Source organism: Flavobacterium johnsoniae, from assembly GCF_030388325.1.
GTDB lineage: Bacteria > Bacteroidota > Bacteroidia > Flavobacteriales > Flavobacteriaceae > Flavobacterium > Flavobacterium johnsoniae_C.
The window spans coordinates 77,589-103,524 of record NZ_CP103794.1 but is presented as its reverse complement, the minus strand read 5'-3'; the positions used below and the strand labels follow the sequence as shown (position 1 = coordinate 103,524).

Below are 25,936 nucleotides of genomic sequence, written 5' to 3'. Positions count from 1 at the left end.
GAAAAGGCACAAGTTAATTCTTGTGCCTTTTTTGTTTTCTGTATTTTGATAACAGAATTTTAATGCAATTTTTTTTACAGTTCAAGCATTTTTTTGTTATTTTAGTAATCCCATTTCGCATTGACTATAAGTAGTTGCTTTTTGGTTTTCAAAAAGTGGAATACCGATTTTGAATTCAGTTATATAAAAATAACCTTTTATCTATTTGAAGTCTATGAGTAAAATTCTACTAATTCCGATTGTTTTTTTCTTTCTTTTAACTCCAGTTTTTCTCCATGCTCAAGGCGACGTAAATGCAGGAGAAAAAACGGAAGAAGCTGAAGTTAAATATCCTCAATATCAAATAAAAGGTCTGCTGCAAGCGAGATATCTAGAAAGCTTTGGCGATAATGTTGATGTATTGGGAGTGCATCATTCAACTGGAGATGTTACTCAACAGTCTTTCGATATTAAAAGAATGCGCGTTGGATTGAATACAAAATTGAGCGAAGCCACAGAAGTTGTAATCTTAGTCAACTTAGCCGATTTTAAATCGGATACCAAAGGTAAAGTTCTCGAAAATGCCTACGGAAAATATACTTTTAGTAAATACATTGCTTTAACAGGAGGTCAGTTTCGTCCAGCTTTCGGTATAGAAGAACTTGTTCCTGTAGATATCATTAAATCTTTCGATTTCTCGAATCAATATTATGAATTCGGAAAAAATGGCTGGACTAGTTTCCAGATCGGAGCTTCTGCAACCGGAGCTTTCGATATTGGAAAAATTCCAGTCAATTATGCGATTTCTGTTTTAAATGGAAATGGAAAAAATGTAGAAATGGACAAAGATAACGGTAAGCAATATTCAACACGCTGGGTTTTCGAATTGTCTAAAGTGCATAAAATAAATCTAGGTTTAAACGGTGGTTTTGGAAAAGTTTTTAAAGAAGACGTATTTGCGGTTGGAGCCGATATAACAAGTGATTTTAAGTTGACAGACCGAATGAGTTTTGATCTTCAAATCGAATATAAACAAGGAACAAATCATAATTTGTATTTTTCTCTTCCTGCTGCAAACAGAGTTGGAGATGTTTCTAATTATCAAATGCGAGGAATTTATTTTTTGCCTAATCTAAGATATATGGTGAATTATAAAAAATTAACGGCGTTTGAATTGTCATGTCGTTATGAAACCTTCGATCCAAGTTATAAAGTAAATTCAAATGTAAGGCAGACTTATACGCCAATGATCAGTTTAGAATTTGGTAAAGCTTACACAGGTCGAATCGAGATGGGATTTGAAATTGATCGATTTGATAGAAATGTGCCTGATTCGTCAACCTACAATGACGAATTATTTTTAATTCAATTACAGCTCCGACTTTAATTTAATATAAAACCATTTATTATGAAAGAAGTACAGATTCCTCAAACCTTGATTACGCTTGCTGTTGGAATTGCAATTTGGCTTATTCCAGCTCCAAATGGTGTTGTTGCAGAAGCTTGGCACTTGTTTGCCATTTTTGTTGCAACAATTCTTGGAATTATTTTAAAGGCAGCTCCGATGGGAACCATGTGTATGATTGCAATTGCTTTAACGGCTTTTACGCAAGTTTTAGCGCCAGGAGATCCAGGTAAATCAATAACATTGGCGTTAAAAGGATTTGGAGATAAAGTAATCTGGCTTATAGGAATTTCTTTTTTTATCGCCAGAGGTTTTATAAAGACGGGTTTAGGAAACAGAATCGCATTTTTATTTATTAGAATATTCGGAAAAAGCTCTTTAGGGTTAGCTTATGGGTTAGGATTGGCAGATTTAGTTCTAGCGCCAGCTGTTCCGAGTAATACAGCAAGAGGAGGAGGGATTATTTACCCGATTATGAAATCCATGTCGATGAGTTTTGGTTCGATGCCAGATCAGCCCGAAACACATAGAAAATTAGGTTCGTATTTAACTCTAAATAGTTATAATATGAATTTGATTGCATCTTCAATGTTTTTAACCGGAACAGCAAGTAATCCGATGTGTCAAAAATTTGCTTTGAATTTAGGCATTAAAATCACTTGGATGTCTTGGGCGGCAGCGGCAATTGTGCCAGGATTATGTGCATTTTTTGTAATTCCGTTTGTGTTGTATAAAATTTATCCGCCAGAATTAAAGAAAACTGGAGATGCTCCGCAGATTGCAGCCCAAAAATTAAAAGAAATGGGAGCAATAACGAGAAACGAATGGATGATGCTTTTGACATTCTTCATTTTGCTTTTTCTTTGGATGACTGGCGATTTATTTTCTATTGATGCAACCACAACAGCATTCATCGGATTAGTGATTTTGCTTTTAACTTCAGTTTTAACTTGGGATGATGTAAAAGCTGAAAAAGGAGCTTGGGACACAATAGTTTGGTTTTCAGTTTTAGTGATGATGGCAAGTTCGCTCAACGAATTGGGTTTTATTGCGTGGTTTAGTGATTTGGTAAAAGCAAAAATTGGCGGATTAAGCTGGCAAATGGCTTTTCCGATAATAGTTTTGGTTTATTTCTTTAGTCACTACCTTTTTGCGAGTGCAACTGCGCACGTAGCTGCAATGTACGCAGCACTTCTTGGTGTTGGAGTTTCACTCGGAATTCCAGGTTTATTGTTGGCTTTTATGCTAGGATTTATAGGTTCTTTGTACGGAACTTTAACGCATTATGGTCACGGTCCGGCACCTGTATTTTTTGGGAGCGGTTACGTAGATTTAAAGAGCTGGTGGGTAAAAGGACTTATAACAGGATTGGTTATGCTCTTTATTTATATGGTAATAGGAGGATTGTGGCTCCGTGTTATTGGAGATTTTTAAATTCTAATTCCCGGAGGAAGAAGTTCTTTGTATCTAGGATTTTTTTTGAAAAACGAAACAATTTTTGGATGAATTGGAACAACTCTATAGTTTTTCTCTGCACTTAAATCCAGAACATTTTTAAGTAAAGTATTTATTATTTCTTCATTTTCGTATGATTCGGGTTTATTGATTTTTGTCAAAAAGATTTTCTTTTCTTGAAATGAATATTCAACTGCCAGCATTCCTTCAGGAATCACAGTTTCAAATTGGCGCGCAAAAGTGTTGTCTTTGATTTCCATAGTTGCAGAAGCTTCCATAATTTGTTTCTTAAGATTATTGGTAAATGGTGAATTTGGGAAACGAAATATTCTGAGAGAAAATTCTTTATAACATTTTAAAACAGAAAAATTCCGAAATACAAAGGTAATCATTTGATTTTCAATATCGAATTATTTTTTTTAAGATGTGTGTTTTAAACAATTATTTCTAATTTGATTTTTTTGGTTTGGTAGTACAATTCGGTCTGAAATTTGATTATCATGAGATTAAAAAAAGTAACTTTATTTTTTTTTAAATAAATATCGCAATGGTAATTTCATTTAAATGTTATGAGTAAAATTCCAGTTTATTTTATGCCGGGTCTGGCAGCAAGTTCATCTATTTTTGAAAGAATAAAATTGGATGAAACTATTTTTGAAACACATCTTTTAGAATGGGAAATTCCAAAACAAAAAGAATCCTTATCTGATTACGCAATTCGAATTAGTGAAAAAATAAAAGATGAAAATCCAGTTTTAATAGGCGTTTCTTTTGGAGGAATTCTGGTGCAGGAAATTTCCAAACATATAAAAACACGAAAAGTCATTATTATATCGAGTGTTCGAAGTAATTTGGAATTCCCGAGAAGAATGAAAATAGGGAAGAGAACAAAGGCCTATAAACTCATTCCGATGCAATTGATTTTGAATGTAGAGAAATTGGCTAAATTTTCTTTTGGAGAAAAGGTCAACAAAAGAATCAAATTATATGAAAAGTTTTTGTCTGTTCGTGATTTAGGATATTTGCAATGGGCTGTAGAAAGTGTAATTCTTTGGGAAAGAGATAAAATCGACGAAAATGTTGTACACATTCACGGAGATAAAGATGATGTTTTTCCGATTAAATATATTGATAAATGCATTTTGGTAAAAGGAGGAACTCATATTATGATTCTCAACAAATACAAATGGCTGAATGAGAATTTGCCTTCTATTATTTTAGAAGATTAAATTCCAATTTAGAAACTCCAAAATCAAAGGTTCGAACTTTGACAAAGATTTACAAAAAGTAACCACAAAGTTTTGTCCTCCTGAGCGAAGTCGAAGGATCGCATGCTAAATCCATTCAGTGTGTCTTTACTATGTGTCCTTCGACTTCGCTCAGGAAGACATAAAATGAGCAAAATCTAAACTCAACAATCTAAAATAAAAAAATCCCAAACTCTTTTTAGAATTTGGGATTTTAATATTTTAATATTTAAAGAAAGTTTAGATTTTCTTCATTTGTTCTTTCATCATTGTGATTTGCTCTTTCAGCATACCTTGTTTATCTAACTTTTTAGCTTCGTTTAATAAATTCGTCGCTTCTAGTTTTCTTCTGCGTGACATTGCAACACCAGCAAGGTTTAATTTAGCTACAGCCAAATCCATATCCATTGATAGTCCAAGTTCGATCGCTTTTTTGAAATGTTTCTCAGCTTGATTGATATTTGTTTGAGAAAGCATAATACCTTGTAAGTAATTTAAGTATCCTTGTTGTTTTCTAACTAAAGCACCTTCTGGATTTTTAATATATGATAACCATTTACTGGCTCCTGCAAAGTCTTGTTTTCTTAATTTAAGGAAAGCCAAAAGGATGCATTCATTTTTAAAATAAAGAAAAATTGGAATTGCAGTCAATAAAATAAGGAAAATTCCGTTTCCGATATTACTTTCTGTAAATTGCCAAATGCCCGCCACTACTAGAAGTCCGGCTAAAATAAGTTTAATATTTTTGTGAAACATAATTAATGTAAATTTGTGATTGCAAAGATAGTAAAAGGAATTAAAAATATTTTTATAAAAGTACTTGCCAGAAAAAAAAGTCTTTGTATATTTGCACTCGGTTTTTGAATAACGATATCCAAAACCAATAAAGAGTTAATTAGATACCATTTTTAAAGATACAAAGCAATGAGCAAAAGAACATTTCAACCATCGAAAAGAAAAAGAAGAAATAAGCACGGATTTATGGACAGAATGGCTTCTGCGAATGGAAGAAAAGTTCTAGCGCGTAGAAGAGCAAAAGGAAGACATAAATTAACTGTTTCTAGCGAGCCTAGACACAAAAAATAATGTTTGTATAAACATACATAAGGCGATTACTTTTTTAGTATCGCCTTTTTTTATACCTTGTCGGTAAAAATTTTCTCAACTTTCTAGTTTTTAGTACACTAGAAAAGTTTTTTAAAATCTTAAATAACTACACAATACATACAAAATGCCTAAAGACACATCAATAAAATCAGTTTTAATTATAGGTTCAGGACCTATTGTTATTGGCCAAGCTTGCGAATTCGATTATGCAGGATCACAATCTGCTCGTTCGATCCGTGAAGAAGGAATTGAGGTTATCTTGATTAACTCAAACCCAGCGACTATTATGACCGACCCATCTATGGCCGATCATATTTATTTGAAACCTTTAACTACAAAATCGATTATTGAAATTCTTAAGGAACATCCACAAATTGATGCTGTTTTACCAACAATGGGAGGACAAACAGCTTTGAACTTGTGTTTGGAAGCTGAAGAAAAAGGAATCTGGCAAGATTTCGGAGTAAAATTAATCGGTGTTGATGTTAATGCAATTAATATTACTGAGGATAGAGAGCAATTTAAACAGCTTTTAGAAAGAATAAATGTACCAACGGCACCAGCAAAAACAGCTACTTCTTATTTAGAAGGAAAAGAAATTGCTCAAGAATTTGGTTTTCCGCTTGTTATTCGTCCTTCGTTTACACTTGGAGGAACTGGAGCAGCTGTGGTTTACAAAAAAGAAGATTTTGATGAGCTTTTAACTCGCGGACTAGAAGCTTCTCCAATTCACGAAGTTTTGATCGACAAAGCTTTAATGGGATGGAAAGAATACGAATTAGAGCTTTTAAGAGATAAAAATGACAACGTTGTAATTATCTGTTCTATCGAAAATATGGATCCAATGGGAATCCACACTGGAGATTCGATTACAGTTGCGCCAGCGATGACTTTATCTGATACAACTTTCCAAAAATTACGTGACTACGCTATCTTAATGATGAGAAGTATCGGAAATTTTGCTGGAGGATGTAACGTACAATTCGCAGTTTCGCCAGACGAAAAAGAAGATATCGTAGCAATCGAGATTAACCCTCGTGTATCTCGTTCTTCTGCTTTAGCATCAAAAGCAACTGGATATCCAATCGCTAAAATCGCTTCGAAACTAGCCTTAGGATACAACTTAGATGAATTACAAAATCAAATTACAAAATCTACTTCGGCTCTTTTTGAACCAACTTTAGATTATGTTATCGTAAAAATACCACGTTGGAACTTCGATAAATTTGAAGGTTCAGACAGAACTTTAGGACTTCAGATGAAATCTGTAGGTGAGGTTATGGGAATCGGACGTTCTTTCCAAGAAGCGCTTCATAAAGCAACTCAATCTCTTGAAATTAAGAGAAATGGTTTAGGCGCTGATGGAAAAGGATACAAGGATTACGAGCAAATCATTGAAAAACTAACTTTCGCAAGTTGGGATCGTGTTTTCGTAATCTACGATGCTATCGCAATGGGAATTCCGTTGAGCACAATTCACGAAATTACAAGAATCGATATGTGGTTCTTAAAACAATACGAAGAACTTTATACTTTAGAAAAAGAAATTTCAAACTACAAAGTTTCTGATCTTCCTAAAGAATTATTGCTTGAAGCAAAACAAAAAGGTTTTGCAGACAGACAATTAGCGCATATGATGAGTTGTTTAGAAAGTGAAGTACACACTTTACGTATGGATCAAAAAATCAACCGTGTGTTTAAATTGGTAGATACTTGTGCAGCAGAGTTTAAAGCAAAAACGCCTTATTACTACTCAACATTCGAAGCTCAAATTGAAAAAGCAAACGGAGAACGTTATGTAGATAACGAAAGTATCGTAACAGATAGAAAGAAAGTGATTGTTTTAGGTTCTGGACCAAACAGAATCGGACAAGGAATCGAGTTTGATTACTCTTGTGTACACGGAGTTTTAGCTGCTAAAGAATGCGGTTACGAAACAATCATGATTAACTGTAATCCTGAAACAGTTTCTACAGACTTTGATACTGCTGATAAACTATACTTTGAACCAGTTTTCTGGGAGCATATTTATGATATTATCCAACACGAAAAACCAGAAGGTGTAATCGTTCAGCTTGGTGGTCAGACGGCTCTTAAATTAGCAGATAAATTATCTAAATACGGTGTGAAAATCATCGGAACTAGTTTTGACGCACTTGACTTAGCAGAAGACAGAGGAAGATTCTCAGATTTATTAACTGAATTAAATATTCCTTTCCCAAGATTCGGAATCGCTGAAACGGCAGACGAAGCTTCAAAATTGGCTGATACTCTAGATTTCCCACTTTTAATTCGTCCTTCATATGTATTAGGAGGTCAGGGAATGAAAATTGTAATCAATAAAAAAGAGCTTGAAGAGCACGTAATCGATTTGTTGAAAGCAATTCCAGGAAACAAATTATTACTAGATCACTATTTGGCTGGAGCAATCGAAGCTGAAGCTGATGCAATTTGTGATGCTGATGGAAATGTTTACATCATCGGAATTATGGAGCACATCGAGCCTTGCGGTGTTCACTCTGGAGATAGTAACGCAACATTGCCTCCTTTCAACTTAGGAGAATTTGTAATGCAGCAAATTAAAGATCATACGCATAAAATTGCAAGAGCTTTAAAAACGGTTGGTTTAATCAACATTCAGTTTGCAATTAAAGATGATACAGTTTACATCATCGAAGCAAACCCAAGAGCTTCTAGAACGGTTCCGTTTATTGCAAAAGCTTACGGAGAACCTTACGTAAATTACGCTACAAAAGTAATGTTAGGTCATAATAAAGTAACTGATTTTGATTTCAACCCACAGTTAAACGGATATGCAATCAAACAACCAGTTTTCTCTTTCAGCAAATTCCCGAACGTAAACAAAGCGTTAGGACCAGAAATGAAATCAACAGGAGAAAGCATCTTGTTTATTGATGATTTAAAAGACGATCAATTCTACGAATTGTACTCTAGAAGAAAAATGTATTTGAGTAAATAATCTCAGACTTGTATTATAAAAGAAAAGCTCCAATTCTGGAGCTTTTTTAAGTATAAAAGTAAGATGTATTATTTTTTAAGTAATTCTTGTAAAGGTTTTAGTTGCTCCATATCTATTTTTGATTTTTGTAAAACAGACATTAAAGTAATAATATTGTTCGGATTCATATCTTCGCCTAAAACACGAACTACAGCAAAACCGTTTTCTTTTCTGTTGGCGAAAATGACAAACTCTTTAATATTGTCGTCACTTCCAACATAGCTTACTGAAGCGCCGTCTTTACCAGAACCAAATTTCATTAATTCCTGATATTTCGAATCTTTTAAAATGGCTTTTACCTTATTTCTTTCAATTTCAAACTCAGTCTGATTTTTTTGATCTGCTTTAAAAGCCAGAATATTCATTTTATCAAAAGAATTTAAAGCTTCGTTTTGTTCTGCGGATAATTTTGCTTTGTCAACATTTAGAATGTTTGGCGAAACATCTAAGGCAATAAAGTCTTTTTTCTCCGAATTCTCAACAAAATATTTTTGAAGTGAAGGTTCAGAATTGCAACTTACCAAAGTCAGTAAGAAGAATAGGGTTGAGATAAAAACAGTTGCTTTCATTTTATTTTTTGTTTTTAGAAGCTTTCTTTAAATCTGTACCACCAGGAAGATTCATTTTATCTGTTAAAACAGAGATTTCGTTCAAATCAAAATTACCAGTTAGAGACAAAAGAACAGTTTCGTCATTTTTTGCGCCGTCTACAAACATTAATAATTCTTTAATTTGTGTGTCGCTTGCACCAGATTTAACCATAATTTTGACATTTTTACCGCTGTCATTTACTCTCATTAATTCTTCAAGACCAGCAGTTTTTATGTATTTATCTGCAGAAGCTTTCATTTCGGCTTCGATTTTAGGATTTTTGGTTGTAAAGACTTTTAAGTAATCTAATTTTTTAATTAGTTTGATATATTGCTGCGTTTCTTTGTCTGAATTGTCAGCGTTTACTTTGCTCATTAAATCGAACATTTTCTTGTTTACAATTACAGAAGTTACATCGTCTTGACCGTCAAATTTGTCAAAAGCACCTTGTGCATAAAAAACGTTTGTAACGAATGCGAATACTAAAGTTATGATGAAATTTTTCATTTTTATTTGAATTTAATTACTGTTTAAAAATTTTGTTTTTTGATTGTTCGTATTCTTTAATGTACTGTACACTTTCGATACCTACATTAACATTGTTTGATAATAATGCTAAAGCCTTTTGAGTTGCTTTTAGCGCTTCTTCGGGATCTTGGTAAGTTCCTAATTCTGTTTGCGAAGCTACTGCAGTAGTCTCTTTTTGTTCGCTAACGAAAAAGTAAGTTCCAATTCCCATTAAAACAACAGCTGAAGCTGCAATAGATAACCACGCTACGTTGCGTTTTTTATCCCGAGACTTCGGGAGTAGTGGAATCTCGTGCGTCGACTTCTGTTCTTTTGCTTGAGAGAAATAACCAAACATTGGTTTGTACTGTTCCAAATGCTGCGCAACATTTGGTGAAGAAAAGTATTCTCTTAATTGATTTTCTTCGGCAACAGAAGTTTCTCCCTCAAAGTATTTTTCTAATATATCTTCTATTTTATTTGGTTCCATAAAGGTGTGTATTTGTCATTGATTCTCTAATTTTTTTTCTTGCTCTCGAAAGTGCAACTCGTATTGCCGTTTCATTCATATTAACGATTTTGGCTATTTCGTCAAACTCATATTGTTCTACATCTCGAAGCTGAATTAACATTTGCATTTGTTCTGGCATTTGATTTATTATTTTTTCAACCCATTCTAAACTGTTTTCATCTTCTAATTTTTTGTCCAATTGCGGCTGTCGGTCAGTAAAATTATTATGAACAATTTGAAGATTACTGGCTCGTTTAGATTTTAACTGATCCAAGCAATAATTTTTAGTCATTGTCATTGCAAGCGCTTCAACACTATTGTAACTTTCCAGACTTTCTTTTTTGTTCCATAATTTCACCATTACTTCCTGAGTTGCATCTTCGGCTTCTTCAGTACTTGTAAGCAATCTTTTTGCCAGACGAAAAACTTTGTCTTTAAAAGGATTTATTAATTCTATAAATACAACTTGGTTCATTATCTGATGGTTAATCGTTAGCTTATATATTCAAGACGAAGCACAATTAGATTTGTTACAACAAAAAATAATTTTTTTTTATGTAAAAAAAATATTGCTTTTATGACCAAGCTAATATTAAAGATGCTACTTTTACACTATACTACTAAGATACTTAAATGATATGAAAACAATTTTAAAGAGTGCTCTTTTTCTTTTTTTATTCGCTTTCTCTTTGCAGTCATGTGAAGATAATGACGATGTTGCCGCTCCAGCAGACGTACAGATTAATAGTTTTATCTGGAAAGGATTAAATGAAGTTTATTTATGGCAAGCCGATGTTCCGAATTTAGCCGATAACCGTTTTGCAACTGAAAATGACTTTAATAATTTCTTAAAAGGTTATGCAAAACCAGAAGATTTGTTTCAAGATTTATTGAATAAACCAGAAAGCAAATATCCAAACGGAGATGCAATTGACCGTTTTAGCTGGATTGTTGATGATTATACTGTTTTGGAACAAGAATTAAGCGGAATCTCAAAAAACAATGGAGTAGATTTTAGATTAAGCCGAGTTGCTTCAGGATCAAATGATTTGGTTGGTTATGTTCGCTATATTATTCCAAATTCTGATGCTTCAACAAAAGCTATTAAACGTGGTGATTTGTTTACAAGCATTAACGGAACCAAACTTACTGTTTCTAATTATCAAGAGTTAATAGGCAAAGATACTTACACATTAAATTTAGCTGATTATAACGGAAGTGCTTTTGTTTTGAATGGAAAATCGGTTTCTTTAACGAAAACGGTTTTAGAAGAAAATCCAATTTTCATCAATAAAGTAATTACTTCTGGAAGCCATAAAATAGGTTATTTAATGTACAACGGTTTCTATGCTGATTATGATGATAGATTGAATCAAGCTTTTGGTACATTGAAAGGACAAGGAGTTACAGATTTTATTTTAGATCTTCGTTATAATGGAGGAGGATCTATTGCAACATCTGCGAAACTGGCTAGTATGATTACTGGACAATTCGATACACAAATCTTCTCAAAAATGACTTTTAATAGCAAACAAATGCAAGGTCTTAGTACAGCTGATTTGGAGGATTTAAACGTTAGATTCGTTAAAAACTTAAACAGCTTGAATATGACTACTGTTTATGTTATTACAACTGCAAGTACAGCTTCTGCAAGTGAATTAATTATCAACGGATTAAAACCGTACATTAATGTTGTTCAAATCGGAGAAACTACAGTTGGAAAAAATGTTGGATCGTTTACAGTTTATGATTCAGAAACTCTGACGACTAAAAAAGGAATCAACCCAAATCATAAATATGCAATGCAGCCTTTGGTTCTTAAAATTACAAACTCTGTTAATTTTGGAGATTATACACAAGGTTTAGTGCCAACTTACCAACAGTTTGAATCGGTTCTTAATTATGGTGTTTTAGGAGAAACTACAGAACCTTTGCTTAGTAATGCAATTTCGAAAATAACTGGAAATGCAGCTAAGAAAATCCAAACAGATTCTGAGCCTTTACGTCCTTATGTAACAGACTCAAAAATCTTAAACGGATTAAGACACGGAATGTATCTTAAAACTGCACCAAAAGTATTCTAAGAAAATTAAATATATTAAAAAAGGCTTTCAGAAATGAAAGCCTTTTTTATTCCAAAAAAAAAAATAAATTCTAATTATTGTTAGAATAAAAACCATTTGGTCCTACGCCAACAGTTAATGTTTTTAATACTGTTCCAGTTGAAGAATATACAGTAACAGTTCCGTCTGAAGTAAATGCATTTGCATCACCAGAATATATTCTGCCATCGATTACTCCAAAACCATAAAAAGTAGACCAGCTGCTATCTTTTACAGAAAATAAAGCTTTGTCTGAAAAAGCTGTTGCAGATAAGTTAATTGCATAAACACCAGTTCCTTGAGTGTAATAGATTTTATCTCCATCAATATCCATGTTTATAGCATTTTTTACTGTAGTCGATTCGAAAGATGTTGCAGTATCTGTAGAAGTGTTAATTTTGAATAATTTACTTTTAGTGCTAGTTCCTGCTAATACATATACAGATCCATTATTTTCTTCAATCGAATTAATACCATTTTCTAGTGTGATTGTTTTAGTTACAGTATTTGTTGAAGGGCTAATAACAGTCACTTCACTTCCGCTTCCGTAAGCTGCATTTGTTACATAAATTTTTCCGTTTGCAGCAATAATTTTTTCAGCAGTTTTTCCTAATGAAATTGAAGTTATGTAAGCATAAGTTTTTGCATCATAAACGGTAACAGCTTGAGAAATTGAATTTGTTACATATAATTTGTCATTTACAACAACACTGTAACGTGGGTTTTGAAGTTTTTCTGTAATTGTTCCCAAACTTTTAAAAGTATAACGGTTTACAACTTCTACCTCATTAGAATTGTTTACAACAATAAAAGCTTTTTCATTGCTAAAAGACATTGATTGAGCAACATCTCCAAGAATCATTGGAGTATTTACCAATTTGAAAATATCATTTTGAAAAGTAGCCAAATCATTTGAAACGTAAGAAACTGATGCATTAGGCGTTCCAAAATTTCCTTCATTTAAAATAAGCACACCATTGTCATAAACTCCCAACGGAACGTCGTTGTCGTCATCATCACTGCTACAAGAAGCAAATAAAAATGCAGAGGCAATAATTCCTAAATAAAGATTTTTTAATTTCATGTTTTTAATAATTAAGGTTTAAATAAATAGTTAAATTTCGCCCAGGCATAAATCGGCTAGGTAGAGCTTCATATTTTTCATTCCAAAGATTAGCGGCTTTAACTCCCAATTTGAAAATGTTTTTCTTGCTAAAATTGTAATCAACACCAATGTTCGAAACATTGTAAGCGTCAAGTATATATTTTGGATTATTATCTGATGTTGTAAAAATTTCGCCCGTATACATAATTTGATAATAGGCAGAAAGTTTCTTATAATAATAAGATAAAGAACCAGTTAGTTTATGATAAGGCACGTAAAAAAGCTGTTTATCTGTTCTGTCGTCCAATGAAACGGTGTAAGCATAAGTACCGCTAAAATCGAAAGTGTTTTTGCCAAAACTTTTTTTCCATCCTAAAAGTGCTTCAGCGCCATAAATAGTAACTCTGTCTGTATTTTCTGGAGACCAATTTCCGGTATTGTTTGGTAACCAACGAATCATGTCTTTAATCTTCATTCCGTATGCCGTAATGGTCATTCGAAAATCTTTATAAGTAAATTCATTTCCAATTTCTGCCTGAAACGAACTTTCGGGTTTTAAATCCGGATTTCCGCTTCCTTCCCAATACAAATCATTAAAAGTTGGAATTCTGAAATTTCTCGAAAAGTTAAATTTAAGCTTATAGAAATCTGAAAAATTGTAGCGTGAGCCAACAGAGAAAAGAACAGGACTTTTGTAGACATCTGAAACTTCTTTTCTAGCGCTCATTTCATAATTCCATTTTTCTGTAAGCGTATGTTTCCATAATAAACTTGCGCCACCAATTTGACGTGTACTTCTTCCAATACCAGAGCCTAAACCGTCATTTTTAGTGTAATCTAAAATGGTACTTATTTTCATTGTAGAAGAAATCGTGTAATCAAGATCATATTTTCCAATGAAACTTTTTACTCCACCAGAAGTATATCCGTCTAGATTGATGTCTTCAAAATAATTGTAATGTTCTGTTATGTAAGCAAGTCTCACATTTGAATTGAAATTACTAAAAGAACTGCTCCATGTTAATAAATTACGAGTGTTGTAATCTTGGTATTTTGTTTTGGTTGCATTTGGCGATGTTAGAGAAAAGTGACGTTCGCCATCATAAATTTCGCTATAAAATTTGATGCTGTTTTTGTCATTTATTTTATAACCAATTGCTGCATCAAGAGTATTATTGTAGTATTGTCCGTTTTTGTTCCAAACTTCTTGACCGACAAATTTAAAATCATTATCAGAGCTATTTCTAGTAAAACTGGCATCAAAACTCCATTTCTTGGTTGCTGCCGTAATGCCATAAATTGCACTTACAGTATTAAATTCTCCATAATAAATTTGAAAATCGTTTTTGAATGTATCTGTAAATTTCAAATCATTATTTAAATGAATAGTTCCTCCAATTGCACCGCTTCCGTAAACAACACTTCCTCCGCCTGCTTTTACATCTATCGAATTAAAACCTCGTGTTGAAATAGTATTAAAATCTGCTTGTCCTAATAACTGAGAGTTGATATTTATTCCATTCCAGACTACTACAGTCTGTTGAGAAGTAGTTCCTCTAAAGGAAGGCGAAGAAGTCATTCCTAATCCATTTTCTTTAAAATAGATTATAGTATTATAATTTAAAAGAGAAGTTAATGAAGATTGGTTTTTGCTTATAATAGAATCGCTTAACCTTTGTATCGATTGTGTATTGGAGAAATTCTTAAGATTGTTATCAGAAACGACAACCTCTTTCAATTTATTAATAGAATCATTCTGCGCCGAAATAATCTGGCACAACAACAGTAAACAAAAAGCAAACCTTAGTTTTATAGTCATAATTTCTACACTCTTTTTCCCGAGAGCTCGATAATTTGTTACAAAGGCAGGTCTCCTGGCTTGCGTCTTGTTGTTTACCTTCCCATCACGCAGTGCGTGGCAGTGGTTTTGCAGTTTACAACAAGCATTCGTTTAAGAACTAAGCTTACAGTTGCGGGTACAGCTCAAGAATTTACTTGATTCCCTTTTAATGTGTTTGTTTAAACACAACCTTAATTTGCTGCAAAGATAAAGTTAAAAATATTGAATTTTCAAATTTGTTTCACTTTTAAGGCTTAATAATCAAACAAACATCAGATTTATAATTCAATTCTGATAACTTCGCCAAAATCAACTTTGTTATTAAATGCATCTTTTAAAGGAAGTGAAGTTTGATGGCACAAAATACTCCTAATTATTCCTGCATGAGCAACGATAATAATGGGTTCTTTTATTTTTGAAATTTCATTCGTTAAAAAATCACCAACTCTTTCATGAAGTTCTGTAAAAGATTCGCCGTTTGAAACTTTAATATTTACAAAATCTTCCATCCACGGATTGAGTTCTTCAGGCGGAATTTCATTCCAAGTTTTCAATTCCCAATCGCCAAAATTCATTTCTTTTAAGCGATCGTCTTCTTGATAAGAAATTGCATTTATGTTTTCTTGAATATGTTTTGCTAAAATTACACAACGCTTTAACGGACTCGAAAAAATAACAGCTTCGGATGGTAATTCGGAAATAATTTTATCGAAAATTTCATCAAAAGGTTCTGCAATATTTACGTCTGACTGTCCGTAACAAATTCCTTTTTCGCAAATGGTTTCGGTATGACGAACTAGATAAATTTCCATATAAGTAGAATACTTAGGTAAAATATAATTTCGCAAACTTGCTGCGTCGCTCCTAGACAATCTCCTGTATAACCGTCAATCCATTTTTGGAAATATCGAGCTAAAAAATATCTCGTTATAAAAACAGGAATTACGGCTAGAATTAATCTAAAATCAAAAAGAGAAAATACAATTAAAGGAACTAGACCAAAAAAGAAAGAGCCAAAAACTTCTTTCCAAGTAAATTGTTTGGCAATTGGCTTGCTTTTGCTTGAAGCGTCTTCGCGAGAATATTCATGCGTGAAAATAATGCTGATCGCTGCCAATCGACTTATAGAATGCGCAGAAATAAATAAGAGGAAAATTTTAAAAACTGCCATGTCATCATAAACTTGAAATATTATAATAGATTCTGATAACAATCTGAATTTTAATAAAAAAAGCAAAACCAATCCAATTGCTCCATAAGCGCCAATTACACTGTCTTTCATTATCATCAAGATTTTTTCTTTTGTCCAGCCTCCGCCAAAACCATCGCAAACATCTGCAAAACCGTCTTCGTGAAAAGCCCCAGTTGTTAAAACGGAAATCACGATCGAACAAATCACGGCTGTTTCTGTATAAAGAAATTGAGCAAATAGAGAATAAGCTATAAAAGAAATACTACCAACAATCCATCCAATAAAAGGAAAATATCTTGTAGCTTTATTTAAATAATCCGGATCATGCGTAATGTTTTTTGGACAGGGAATTCTGGTGTAGAACATTAAACAGGTAAAGAAAATGTGTAGTTCTTTTTTCATTTAATATGATTGATTAATCAAGACTTATTGGTGCAAAACTGAAAACTGTGACTGAGACTAAATACTACTTTCGACTTATTCCCGCGCTCTCAAAACTAGCCATTTCATTCAAAAAAGCCTCAGCCGATTTTAAAATTGGAAAAGCAACCGCGCAGCCTGTTCCTTCGCCTAAGCGTAAATCTAAATTTAAAATTGTTTTTGCATCTAAATAATTTAATAATTTTTGATGTGCTTTTTCGGCAGAACAATGACAAAAAATAGCATTTTTTGAAATATTCGGATTTATTTTTGAAGCGATTAAAAAGGCGACAGTGCAAATAAAACCATCAACTAAAATCAGCATTTTGTTTTCAAAAGCAGAAAGCATTCCGCCCGCCATTTGTAGAATTTCAAAACCTCCAAAATAAGCAAGCTGTGACATTAAATCGGTTTTGCCAGAATAATTTTCGATAGCTTTTTTTAAAATATTTTGTTTTTGAATGAGCTTTTCATCAGAAACTCCAGTTCCTTTTCCGACACATTCTTCAATAGAAAAACCAGTTAAAAGACTCATTAAAACAGAAGCTGTAGAAGTATTTCCAATTCCCATTTCGCCAAAACCGATGCAGTTTGCGCCTGATTTTGCAATAGTATCAACAATCGATTTTCCTTTTTCAAAACATAATTGAACTTCAGTTTCGCTCATTGCTGGAACGTGTAAAAATGACTGAGTTCCTTTAGCAATTTTCGAATTAATCAATTTTGCATTGGTTGGGAAATCGTAATTTACGCCAGCATCTACAATAGATAATTCAATATCGTTTTGTTTGCAGAAAACATTTATTGCGGCTCCACCATCCAGAAAATTAGTAACCATTTGGCGTGTAACATCTTGCGGATAATCGCTTACGTCATGATTTGCAATTCCGTGATCTGCCGCAAAAACTACAATATTCGGATTTGTAATTTTCGGATTTAAAGTTTCGAAAACAGTAGCCATTTGAAAAGCTAAAGTTTCAAGAGTTCCCAAAGAACCAACAGGTTTTGTTTTCGAATCTATTTTTTCTTGCAAAAGTTTACAAAAATCAGATTTGTCGGCGATTTCATTTTCAGATTTAACTGTAAAATCAGGAATATTTATTTTATGAATTTCGTTAATCTCTTTACAAATTGGAGCTTCCGATTTCTGTTTCCAATGCAATTGCTGAAGCATTGGCTGATTGTTATAATTTGTTGCTGGTTTTCCGATACAGAAATAACCCAACGGTTCAATATTTTCGGGTAAATCGAGGATTTTTTTAAACTGATAATAATTCAAAATAGAAACCCATCCCATTCCGTAACCTTGTTCTGTAAGCGAAAGCCAGATATTCTGCGCCGCACAAACCGAACTGAATTTCACGGCTTCATTGCTTCCAATCGTTCCAATTGTAAATTGGTTTAAAACAGAACGGTCATAAGCAATAATAAGTCCGATTGGAGCTTCTTCGATTGCTTCTAGTTTTAGCGAATTATATAGTTCTTTTTGTTCTTCGTTATCAGTAAGTTCAGCTGCTTTTTTGTTGTAATCTAAAAACAGATTTTTTATAGAACTTTTAACTTCATCCGATTTAATGAGGAAATATCTAGTCGCGTCAGTTAACCCGACAGAAGGCGCCCAATGTCCAGCCTGTAAAGCTTTCTGAATTACTTCATCAGGAACTTCATCGGTTGTAAAATGTCGGGTATCGCGGCGGGATTTTAATATATCGTCTAGATTGCTCATAATTTTCAATTTCAAAAATCAATATCAATTTGCTCTTTATGTAAAGATACTTCACGATATTGGAATTTAGAATTTAAAAGTTTAGAATTTGTTTTTTGATATTGTAATTGTGATTGACATTGAATTTGGTTATCCTTTAATTTTTACCGGAATTCCCGAAACCATCAAAACAACCTCGTCAGCATTTTCGGCAAGAAATTGATTCATCCAACCTTGAAGTTCAACAAATTTTCTGCCGATATGAGTTTCTGCATGAACGCCCATTCCGATTTCGTTTGTTACAATGATGATATTGGAGTTTTGATTTTTCGCAATAGCAAGAAATTCTTTTTTAGCTTCTTCCAAACTCAAAGCAACGTCATTTTTGTTGTCTACAAAAAAGTTTGTCAACCAAAGTGTAACGCAGTCAATTAATGCTGTTTTTCCAGAAAAATCAATTTTACTCAGATGTTTTTCTTCTTCAATATTGGTCCAGCGTTCGTCGCGTTCGTTTTGATGACGATCAATTCGGGTTTGAAAATCAGAATCCCATTTTCGAGCCGTTGCAATATATAAAGGTGAATTAGAAAGTTCTAAAGCAAGTTTTTGGGCATAACTACTTTTTCCAGAACGCTCACCGCCAATGATTAAGTGAAGCATTGTAATTATTAATTGTTAGATTGTGGCAGCCAAGTTAATAATTAACAACTAACAATTTATAATTAACAATTTATAATTAACAATTTATAATTAACAATTAATAAGGGCAATGTCGGCAATTATTTCCGCAACAAGTTCCTCTTTTTAAATGGTACCAAGTTTTAAAAACCATATTTCCATTTTCAAGATAATAATCGATTCCTTCAATTAAGATTTCTGTTTTGGGTAGATCTTTGGCTTTGTTTTGAAGTGCTTTTTCTTTAGAAAGAGTTTCGACATAGGCATCAATTTTATCTTCGCAAGCCTCTTTAAAACAACTTGGACAGAGACAGTCGCCTCCTTCAGAAAGATTAAATATTGGTGGATAATCATTACACCAACATTTATTTACTATAGATATATCTCCGCAGCTGAATTCAGAATCACAGCTTGAGCAAATTTTCTTTTTTGTGGTATTCATATCGCAAAGATACAATTGTTTAAATTTGTAAGAATAAAGGTAAACAAAAAAAATATAAAAATACTTTACCTTTGTGCCATCCAAAACCGAAACCATGAGATATTTTTTTCCTAAAATGATTTTTACAGCAACTTTTTTTATCCTTATTGGATGTAAGAAGAATGAAAAAGTTGAAACCGTAAAAATAGAGAATACTAAAAATAGTATTGAATATGCATCAGGACTTTCAATTTTAAAATATGATGATTATTCTGTTGTAACAGTCTCAAATCCATGGCCTAATTCAGATAAAGATTTCAAGTATATTTTAAAAGAAAAAGATGCAAAAGTTCCAGATAGTCTTCTGTCTTACACTTCTATTCAAGTTCCACTAGAATCTGTCGTAGTAACTTCTACGACAAATATTCCGTTTTTAGAAATGCTTGAAGTAGAAAACAAATTAGTTGGTTTTCCGCACACAGACTATATTTCTTCAGAAAAAACAAGAGCTTTAATTGACAAAGGTTCTGTGAAAAATGTTGGACAAAATGAAAAATTGAATATCGAGCAATTAATAGAATTAGCACCAAATTTGATAGTGACTTTTGGAGTTGATAATAACAATCCGATGTTGGATAATCTGAAAAAAAGCGGCTTAAATGTTTTAATTCAAGGCGATTGGATGGAGCAATCTCCACTTGGAAAAGCAGAATGGATCAAGCTTTACGGGGCTTTATTTGGAAAAGAAGACAAAGCAAAAGAGCTTTTTGATAAAATTGTAGAAAGTTATAATCAAGCTTTAAAGTTAGTTAAAGATAAACCTGCGACTTCAAAAGTATTATACGGCTCTATGTATGAAGATGTTTGGTATGTTGCAAAAGGAAATAGTTGGGTTGCACAATTTATGAAAGATGCTCAGGCAAATTATTTATGGGCAGATTTAAAAGGAAGTGGAAGTGAAGGTTTGTCTTTTGAAAAAGTATTGGATAAAGCTAAAACTGCCAATGTTTGGATTGCTTCTGGTTCATTTAAAAGTTTAGATGAATTGCAAAAAGCGAATCCGCATTATGGAGAATTTGATGCTTTTAAAAATAAAAGCGTTTACAATTTTGAAGGTAAATTGGGCGCAACTGGCGGAACGGTTTATTACGAATTAGCACCAAGCCGTCCAGATCTAGTTTTGAAAGATTATATCAAAATTTTTCATCCTGATTTATTGTCAAGTTACGAATTTACTTTTGCATCAAAACTGAATTAATTTGGCAAATAAAAAACGAAATACCATTTTATTTGCTGTTTTGACTTTAGGTCTTTTGCTGATGTTTTTTGCGAGCATTAGTTTAGGTTCTGTTACGATTCCGCTAAAAGATGTTTTTGTCAGTTTAACTGGAGGGCAAGCAACAAAATCAACTTGGGAATATATTATCATTAATTATCGTTTGCCAAAAGCGATTACGGCTGTTTTAGTCGGAAGCGGACTTTCAATAAGCGGACTTTTAATGCAGACTTTATTCCGAAATCCGCTTGCTGGACCTTATGTTTTAGGATTAAGTTCGGGCGCGAGTTTAGGAGTTGCTTTTGTTATTTTGGGCGCAGGATTTCTGCCTTCGTTTTTAAGTGTAATTGCATTATCATCGTACGGAATTGTTCTGGCTTCTACTTTCGGAAGTACTTTGGTATTGCTTTTGGTTTTAGTCGTTTCGCAGCGATTACGCGACACAATGGCAATCTTGATTGTTGGATTAATGTTTGGAAGTTTTACAACCGCGATTGTAAGTGTTTTAACTTATTTTAGCACGGCAGAACAGCTTCAGAAATTTACATTTTGGTCAATGGGAAGTTTAGGAAATCTTTCGTGGTCGACAATCGGAATTCTGACTTTCTGCGTTTTAATCGGATTGCTTTTGAGCGCGAAAAGCATTAAACCATTAAATGCTTTACTTTTAGGAGAAAACTATGCAAAAAGCATGGGATTAAATTTTAAACAAGCTCGATTAATAATCATATTTGCAACAAGTATTTTATCTGGAGCGATAACGGCATTTGCTGGACCAATTGCTTTTATCGGATTAGCAGTTCCGCATATCGCAAAACTGACTTTTCAAACCAGTAATCATACTATATTGTTTTGGAGTACTTTATTTTTCGGATCAATTATCATGTTGTTTTGTGATATTGTTTCACAAATGCCAGGATTCGATGTTACGCTTCCAATTAACGCGATAACGTCTATTATTGGGGCGCCTGTTGTTATTTGGCTTTTGGTTAGAAAGAGAAATTTTCAATAATTAGATAAATAAAAATTTAGAACTTTAGCATCCCAGAACCTTAGCACCTTTAAAATGAAATCAATTCTAACTACGTCGCATCTAAATATCGGATACAAATCCAAGAAAGGTGTTACGACTATTGCTGAGAATCTGAATCTAAGTTTAGCTTCGGGAAAACTAATTACATTAATCGGAGCAAACGGAATTGGAAAATCAACTTTATTGCGAACCATTACCGGAATTCAAAAAACATTATCAGGAAATGTTTATTTGAATGAAAAAGAGATTTCGAATTATAAACCTTTAGAATTAGCACAAAATTTAAGTTTGGTTTTAACAGAAAAACTGCCTCCAAGTAATCTTTCGGTTTTTGAATTAGTGGCACTTGGTCGTCAGCCTTACACAAATTGGGTTGACAAATTATCTGAAGAAGATGTTGCAAAAGTTCAAGAAGCAATGCGATTAACCCAAATTGAACATTTAGCTTCAAAGAAGCATTTTCAAATTAGCGACGGACAATTACAAAAAGTGCTAATTGCAAGAGCTTTGGCACAAGATACGCCGCTAATTATTTTAGATGAACCAACAACACATTTAGATTTACTTCATAAAGTTTCTTTGTTCAAATTATTGAAAAAGCTAACGCAAGAAACTCAAAAATGCATTTTGTTTTCTACGCACGATATTGATCTTGCCATTCAATTAAGTGATGAAATGATTATGATGACGCCAGAAAATATTACACAAGATCAGCCTTGTAATTTAATTTCTAATGGAAGTTTCAGCAATTTATTTAAAGATGAAAATATTGTTTTTGATGCTGAAAAAGGGAAGTTTATTGTGAGTTAGTTTTTATTGTTTTCCAATCATTGATTTTTTGAGTAATCATCATAAAAAAAACAGCAGAAATCAGAAAGATTGAAAATTTAATTAATAGCTCAAGAAATAGATTTGAAGAATAAGAATATGTAGACATGGTCCAGGAGCTTGGCAAGTAGTCTCTATGGAAAGATGTGACAATGATTACTATTTTCTCAATTGATATAATAAAGAAAAAGCTGAAAATTAGTTTTAAAAGAATACTTTTTTGGATTGATTTAATTCTAAGAAGTTGGCTCATAGAGAACCAAAGTAACGGTTGAAGCCAAAATCCAAACCAATATTTACCAAACATTCTGTTTAGCAAAAAAAAATTACTTTCCTCATCTGAAATGTTTAATTCAATAATTGTTGCGAGAAGGAAGACAATTAAATAAGCAATTCCAATAAATGTAATGAAACGCTTTGATTGATCATTAATTTTTTGAAGAATTGGATTTTTAATAAATATTGAAAGAAGTAAGCAAATGATAATAATTATTCCATAAGTAGAAAAAAAATCTACTAATATAAATTCCAAGCTAAACAATAATGTTTGAATCATGATATAAAGTTTATTATTCTCGATTAAACAATTAAATCTTTTTCAATCCAATTTGTCTCTTCGCTTCGCCAACTACAAAAGCAACAGAATTAGCAATATTAAAAGAGCGAATTAGCGGCGACATCGGAATCGTTAAATGATTTTCGAATCTCGCCATGAATTCCTTGCTTAAACCAACGCTTTCTTTTCCGAAAACTAACCAATCTCCATCCTGAAATTCATTTTCTAAATAGGATTTATCAGAATGCGAACTCATTAAAAACACGCGAGAATGATCAGGAATCTGCGCAATCCATTCTTCTACATTTTGATATTCGGTTACATCAAGATGCACCCAATAATCCAATCCAGAACGTTTTAGATTTTTATCATTAATAACAAATCCGAACGGATGAATTAAGTGAAGTCGGCTTTCTGTACCTACGCACAATCTTCCAATATTTCCAGTATTATTTGGTATTTCAGGTTCTACAAGAACTACGTTTAGCATTTTTTTGAGTTTTTAGGTTTCAAGTTTTAGGTTTCAAGTTTCAAAAATTATCTAAATAGGCACATTTTCTAATTATCTAATTTAAAATCGGAAACTTCAAGAACTTCTCCGGCTTTTAAGTTTTGCAAATATACATTTCCTATTCGTACGCGAACCAAGCGAAGTGTGGGAAAACCAACTGCGGCGGTCATTTTTCTAACTTGACGAAATTTTCCTTCTCTAACTGTGATCGATGCCCAAGAAGTTGGACCATGACGTTCGTCTCTAATTTTTTTGGCTCTTGCTCCAAAATCAGGAATTTCTGTTACAATAAAGGCCTTGCAGGGTTTTGTTTTGTATTTTCCTCCGTCAAGTCCGATTTTTACACCTTTTTGCAATTCTTCAATTGCTTCGGGAGTAATAATGCCGTCAACTTGAACATAATATTCTTTGTCGACTTTTTTGCTTCGAACAAGTTCACTCATATTTCCGTCAGTCGTCAGTAAGAGCAAACCTTCAGAATCTTCGTCTAATCTTCCAATTGCCATTGTTCCTTCCGGGAAATCGTGTAATTCGCCCAAAAGCTTTTTCTTTCTTTTTAATTCATAAATAAATTGGCTTAAATAGCCGTAAGGTTTAAAAAGAATGAAGTGTCTGTGCATTTTTAATTTTTTGCAAAGATAGTTGGTTTCTCAAATTAAAACGAATTACTGCTTTTGAGATTTCATTTTCTTTATCCATTGATAAACAAACCAAATTGCTGTAAAAGCAAAAATTTCGATTAAAGCCCAATAATAATTTTGGAAGAATTCATGAAAATAACTTCCAACAAAAATGTAGATAGAAGCCATACAAATTTTGATTAGAATGAATTCGGCATTTGACCAGCTGGTTTTGATTTGGAAGAAATTCATAAGTTAAGATTTAGGTTAAATCGTAAAATGTTGTAAATAAAGATAGTGAATTATGAAAAACGAGCCATTATAAACTAAAAGCAATGTTAAAGCACTTAGTTTTAAAAATTTTAATTCGTAATATTATGTAAGAAACTCAAAAGAATAATGCCATGGAAACAAATAAATTAGGAACGAAAAAGATAAACGGAACGCAAAAAAATATAGATGAATCTAAAGGAAAAAACGTTTCGCACGATGAAGATTTAAAAGACGCAAAACTGAATAAAGAATTGGTTAGCGATAAAGACGGCGATAAAAAAATTGTAGAAAGGGCAAGAAACGAAAACGAAGATATTAAATCAAAAATATCAAAAACGGATTCTCAAAATCCAAATGCAAATCGAGGTGTTTCTACAGAAGAAGAAGCCAAGAAGACTGTAGAAAACAAAGATCGAAATTCTGATATAACACCAAATCGATATCCGAATTCAAATCCAGAAAGTCATAAAGACAGAGGGAATATGAAATTGGATGAAGAGGATTAATATACAATACGAAATTTTCATCAAAATCAGGTCATTTTAATATCAAATAACATAACATTAGCGGTAAGCGTTAATCTTATTGTAAACTCTTCTTAAGACTTCAGTATCCCTTTAAATCTTCGTAAATTAGAGGGAACAATTTAAATTTTAAGAATATGTCACTTTTAGAAAACAAAGTAGCATTTGTATCTGGCGGCGGTTCAGGAATCGGACGCGCAGTTGCAGAAGCATACGCTCGAGAAGGAGCAAAAGTTGTGGTATCTGATATTAATGTAGAGCACGGTGAAGAAACCGTAAAAAATATAAAAGACAAAGGCGGAGAAGCTTTTTTTGTAAAAGGAGATTCGTCGAGCGCAGCAGATAATAAGCATATGGTTGAGGTTACGGTTTCAAAATATGGGCGACTTGACATTGCGTGTAACAACGCTGGAATGGGCGGGCCAGCGAAACCAACCGGAGAATATGAGCCAGAAGCTTGGGATAAAGTAATAGCGCTTAATTTAAGCGGTGTTTTTTATGCTTGCCGTTACCAATTAGAACAAATGGAAAAAAATGGAGGAGGAAGCATTGTGAACATCGCATCTATTCACGGACAAGTTGCAGCTCCAAATAGTGTTGCTTATACAGCAAGTAAGCATGGTGTTGTGGGTTTGACAAAAAATATTGCAGTCGAATATGCTCAAAAAAATATTCGATGTAATGCCGTTGGACCCGGTTATATTGAAACAGCGCTTTTAAAAGACAATTTAAATAAAGATATGATGAATGCCGTTGCGGCGAAATCGGCAATGAACCGTTTAGGAACTGCCGAAGAAATTGCCGAATTGGTAGTTTTCTTAAACTCTGATAAATCATCATTTACAACTGGAAGTTATATTATAGCCGACGGAGGTTATACAGCAGTGTAATTTTTTTAGACTACATAACAAAGTGAGAAGGCAGTAAGCAAAAGTTTACTGCTTTTTTATTGAATAGAGGTTTGTCTTTTTGTAAGAAAAACGGAATCATTACGAAAGGTTTGGTAGTTGTGCTGTTTTGAATATTATTTG

28 protein-coding genes and 1 riboswitch are annotated in these 25,936 nt (G+C 32.9%); of the genes, 11 read left to right on the top strand and 17 right to left on the bottom strand.

What is annotated here, in order from left to right:
- The first annotated feature begins 214 nt into the window (after positions 1–214).
- Both NYQ10_RS00530 and NYQ10_RS00525 read left to right on the top strand, forming a co-directional pair.
- Entirely contained in the window at positions 215–1,366 is a 1,152-nt protein-coding gene (locus NYQ10_RS00530) for a porin (RefSeq protein ID WP_289878442.1), read from the top strand.
- A gap of 21 nt (positions 1,367–1,387) precedes the next feature.
- Positions 1,388–2,818: an anion permease gene (locus NYQ10_RS00525; RefSeq protein WP_289878441.1), complete on the top strand. Its 1,431-nt coding sequence runs from the start codon at positions 1,388–1,390 to the stop codon at positions 2,816–2,818.
- Here the strand turns inward: NYQ10_RS00525 and NYQ10_RS00520 are convergent.
- Positions 2,815–3,117, bottom strand: a complete 303-nt coding sequence (locus NYQ10_RS00520; RefSeq protein WP_276172331.1) for a GNAT family N-acetyltransferase — start codon at positions 3,115–3,117, stop codon at positions 2,815–2,817. The genes NYQ10_RS00525 and NYQ10_RS00520 overlap by 4 nt on opposite strands.
- A 291-nt stretch (positions 3,118–3,408) precedes the next feature.
- On the opposite strand from NYQ10_RS00520, the gene NYQ10_RS00515 reads away from it, so the two are divergent.
- Positions 3,409–4,068 carry an alpha/beta hydrolase gene (locus tag NYQ10_RS00515; protein WP_289878440.1) on the top strand — a complete coding sequence of 220 codons (660 nt, stop codon included), beginning with the start codon at positions 3,409–3,411 and terminating at the stop codon, positions 4,066–4,068.
- A gap of 258 nt (positions 4,069–4,326) precedes the next feature.
- Here the strand turns inward: NYQ10_RS00515 and NYQ10_RS00510 are convergent, their stop codons facing one another.
- A complete protein-coding gene (locus NYQ10_RS00510; RefSeq protein ID WP_289878439.1) occupies positions 4,327–4,842 on the bottom strand; it encodes a DUF2892 domain-containing protein in 516 nt (171 codons plus the stop codon).
- A 168-nt stretch (positions 4,843–5,010) separates the two neighbouring features.
- On the opposite strand from NYQ10_RS00510, the gene rpmH reads away from it, so the two are divergent.
- Positions 5,011–5,172: a 50S ribosomal protein L34 gene (gene rpmH, locus NYQ10_RS00505; protein WP_008464848.1), complete on the top strand. Its 162-nt coding sequence runs from the start codon at positions 5,011–5,013 to the stop codon at positions 5,170–5,172.
- A 145-nt stretch (positions 5,173–5,317) separates the two neighbouring features.
- Positions 5,318–8,173 carry a carbamoyl-phosphate synthase large subunit gene (gene carB / locus NYQ10_RS00500; protein WP_289878438.1) on the top strand — a complete coding sequence of 952 codons (2,856 nt, stop codon included), beginning with the start codon at positions 5,318–5,320 and terminating at the stop codon, positions 8,171–8,173.
- A gap of 68 nt (positions 8,174–8,241) precedes the next feature.
- Here the strand turns inward: carB and NYQ10_RS00495 are convergent, their stop codons facing one another.
- The 4 genes from NYQ10_RS00495 to NYQ10_RS00480 are packed head-to-tail and all read right to left on the bottom strand — an operon-like array spanning position 8,242 to position 10,296.
- Complete coding sequence (locus NYQ10_RS00495) at positions 8,242–8,781, bottom strand: DUF4252 domain-containing protein (protein ID WP_289878437.1); 540 nt, start codon at positions 8,779–8,781, stop codon at positions 8,242–8,244.
- A 1-nt stretch (position 8,782) separates the two neighbouring features.
- The gene (locus NYQ10_RS00490) at positions 8,783–9,310 is read right to left on the bottom strand and encodes a DUF4252 domain-containing protein (RefSeq protein WP_289878436.1); all 528 of its coding nucleotides are present in this window, start codon (positions 9,308–9,310) and stop codon (positions 8,783–8,785) included.
- Positions 9,311–9,326: 16 nt separating this feature from the next.
- Positions 9,327–9,800: a hypothetical protein gene (locus NYQ10_RS00485; protein WP_289878435.1), complete on the bottom strand. Its 474-nt coding sequence runs from the start codon at positions 9,798–9,800 to the stop codon at positions 9,327–9,329.
- Positions 9,787–10,296: an RNA polymerase sigma factor gene (locus tag NYQ10_RS00480; protein ID WP_289878434.1), complete on the bottom strand. Its 510-nt coding sequence runs from the start codon at positions 10,294–10,296 to the stop codon at positions 9,787–9,789. Before NYQ10_RS00480 ends, NYQ10_RS00485 begins: the two co-directional genes overlap by 14 nt.
- 163 nt (positions 10,297–10,459) lie before the next feature.
- On the opposite strand from NYQ10_RS00480, the gene NYQ10_RS00475 reads away from it, so the two are divergent.
- Positions 10,460–11,905 carry a S41 family peptidase gene (locus tag NYQ10_RS00475; protein ID WP_289878433.1) on the top strand — a complete coding sequence of 482 codons (1,446 nt, stop codon included), beginning with the start codon at positions 10,460–10,462 and terminating at the stop codon, positions 11,903–11,905.
- Between the two features lie 70 nt (positions 11,906–11,975).
- Here the strand turns inward: NYQ10_RS00475 and NYQ10_RS00470 are convergent, their stop codons facing one another.
- From NYQ10_RS00470 to NYQ10_RS00440, 7 genes are all read right to left on the bottom strand, one after another.
- Positions 11,976–13,007 (bottom strand): DUF5074 domain-containing protein, encoded by a 1,032-nt coding sequence (locus NYQ10_RS00470; protein ID WP_289878432.1) that lies wholly within the window; start codon positions 13,005–13,007, stop codon positions 11,976–11,978.
- 4 nt (positions 13,008–13,011) lie between these two features.
- Entirely contained in the window at positions 13,012–14,847 is a 1,836-nt protein-coding gene (locus tag NYQ10_RS00465; RefSeq protein WP_289878431.1) for a TonB-dependent receptor plug domain-containing protein, read from the bottom strand.
- Between the two features lie 28 nt (positions 14,848–14,875).
- Positions 14,876–15,077: riboswitch (cobalamin riboswitch) on the bottom strand.
- Between the two features lie 69 nt (positions 15,078–15,146).
- Complete coding sequence (gene cobC / locus NYQ10_RS00460; protein ID WP_289878430.1) at positions 15,147–15,680, bottom strand: alpha-ribazole phosphatase; 534 nt, start codon at positions 15,678–15,680, stop codon at positions 15,147–15,149.
- Positions 15,665–16,462, bottom strand: a complete 798-nt coding sequence (locus tag NYQ10_RS00455; RefSeq protein ID WP_289878429.1) for an adenosylcobinamide-GDP ribazoletransferase — start codon at positions 16,460–16,462, stop codon at positions 15,665–15,667. Before NYQ10_RS00455 ends, cobC begins: the two co-directional genes overlap by 16 nt.
- A gap of 64 nt (positions 16,463–16,526) precedes the next feature.
- A complete protein-coding gene (gene cobT, locus NYQ10_RS00450) occupies positions 16,527–18,206 on the bottom strand; it encodes a nicotinate-nucleotide--dimethylbenzimidazole phosphoribosyltransferase (protein WP_289878428.1) in 1,680 nt (559 codons plus the stop codon).
- Positions 18,207–18,335: 129 nt separating this feature from the next.
- Positions 18,336–18,845, bottom strand: a complete 510-nt coding sequence (gene cobU / locus NYQ10_RS00445; RefSeq protein ID WP_289878427.1) for a bifunctional adenosylcobinamide kinase/adenosylcobinamide-phosphate guanylyltransferase — start codon at positions 18,843–18,845, stop codon at positions 18,336–18,338.
- 97 nt (positions 18,846–18,942) lie between these two features.
- Positions 18,943–19,305 carry a DUF5522 domain-containing protein gene (locus NYQ10_RS00440; protein ID WP_289878426.1) on the bottom strand — a complete coding sequence of 121 codons (363 nt, stop codon included), beginning with the start codon at positions 19,303–19,305 and terminating at the stop codon, positions 18,943–18,945.
- Between the two features lie 94 nt (positions 19,306–19,399).
- Between NYQ10_RS00440 and NYQ10_RS00435 the strand changes: the two genes are divergently transcribed.
- The 3 genes from NYQ10_RS00435 to NYQ10_RS00425 are packed head-to-tail and all read left to right on the top strand — an operon-like array spanning position 19,400 to position 22,403.
- Positions 19,400–20,542: an ABC transporter substrate-binding protein gene (locus tag NYQ10_RS00435; protein ID WP_289878425.1), complete on the top strand. Its 1,143-nt coding sequence runs from the start codon at positions 19,400–19,402 to the stop codon at positions 20,540–20,542.
- A 1-nt stretch (position 20,543) separates the two neighbouring features.
- Positions 20,544–21,572, top strand: coding sequence for a FecCD family ABC transporter permease (locus tag NYQ10_RS00430; RefSeq protein ID WP_436836300.1), 1,029 nt, complete (start codon positions 20,544–20,546; stop codon positions 21,570–21,572).
- A gap of 54 nt (positions 21,573–21,626) precedes the next feature.
- Positions 21,627–22,403 (top strand): ABC transporter ATP-binding protein, encoded by a 777-nt coding sequence (locus NYQ10_RS00425; protein ID WP_289878424.1) that lies wholly within the window; start codon positions 21,627–21,629, stop codon positions 22,401–22,403.
- Here the strand turns inward: NYQ10_RS00425 and NYQ10_RS00420 are convergent.
- From NYQ10_RS00420 to NYQ10_RS00405, 4 genes are all read right to left on the bottom strand, one after another.
- The gene (locus tag NYQ10_RS00420) at positions 22,390–22,977 is read right to left on the bottom strand and encodes a hypothetical protein (RefSeq protein WP_289878423.1); all 588 of its coding nucleotides are present in this window, start codon (positions 22,975–22,977) and stop codon (positions 22,390–22,392) included. The genes NYQ10_RS00425 and NYQ10_RS00420 overlap by 14 nt on opposite strands.
- Before the next feature lie 31 nt (positions 22,978–23,008).
- Positions 23,009–23,467 carry a tRNA (cytidine(34)-2'-O)-methyltransferase gene (locus NYQ10_RS00415; RefSeq protein ID WP_289878421.1) on the bottom strand — a complete coding sequence of 153 codons (459 nt, stop codon included), beginning with the start codon at positions 23,465–23,467 and terminating at the stop codon, positions 23,009–23,011.
- Positions 23,468–23,535: 68 nt separating this feature from the next.
- Positions 23,536–24,108 (bottom strand): pseudouridine synthase, encoded by a 573-nt coding sequence (locus NYQ10_RS00410; protein ID WP_289878420.1) that lies wholly within the window; start codon positions 24,106–24,108, stop codon positions 23,536–23,538.
- Positions 24,109–24,153: 45 nt separating this feature from the next.
- Entirely contained in the window at positions 24,154–24,360 is a 207-nt protein-coding gene (locus tag NYQ10_RS00405) for a hypothetical protein (protein WP_289878419.1), read from the bottom strand.
- A gap of 152 nt (positions 24,361–24,512) precedes the next feature.
- Between NYQ10_RS00405 and NYQ10_RS00400 the strand changes: the two genes are divergently transcribed.
- Positions 24,513–24,887 carry a hypothetical protein gene (locus NYQ10_RS00400; protein ID WP_289878418.1) on the top strand — a complete coding sequence of 125 codons (375 nt, stop codon included), beginning with the start codon at positions 24,513–24,515 and terminating at the stop codon, positions 24,885–24,887.
- Between the two features lie 155 nt (positions 24,888–25,042).
- A complete protein-coding gene (locus NYQ10_RS00395) occupies positions 25,043–25,795 on the top strand; it encodes an SDR family NAD(P)-dependent oxidoreductase (RefSeq protein WP_289878417.1) in 753 nt (250 codons plus the stop codon).
- The last annotated feature ends 141 nt before the right edge of the window (positions 25,796–25,936 follow it).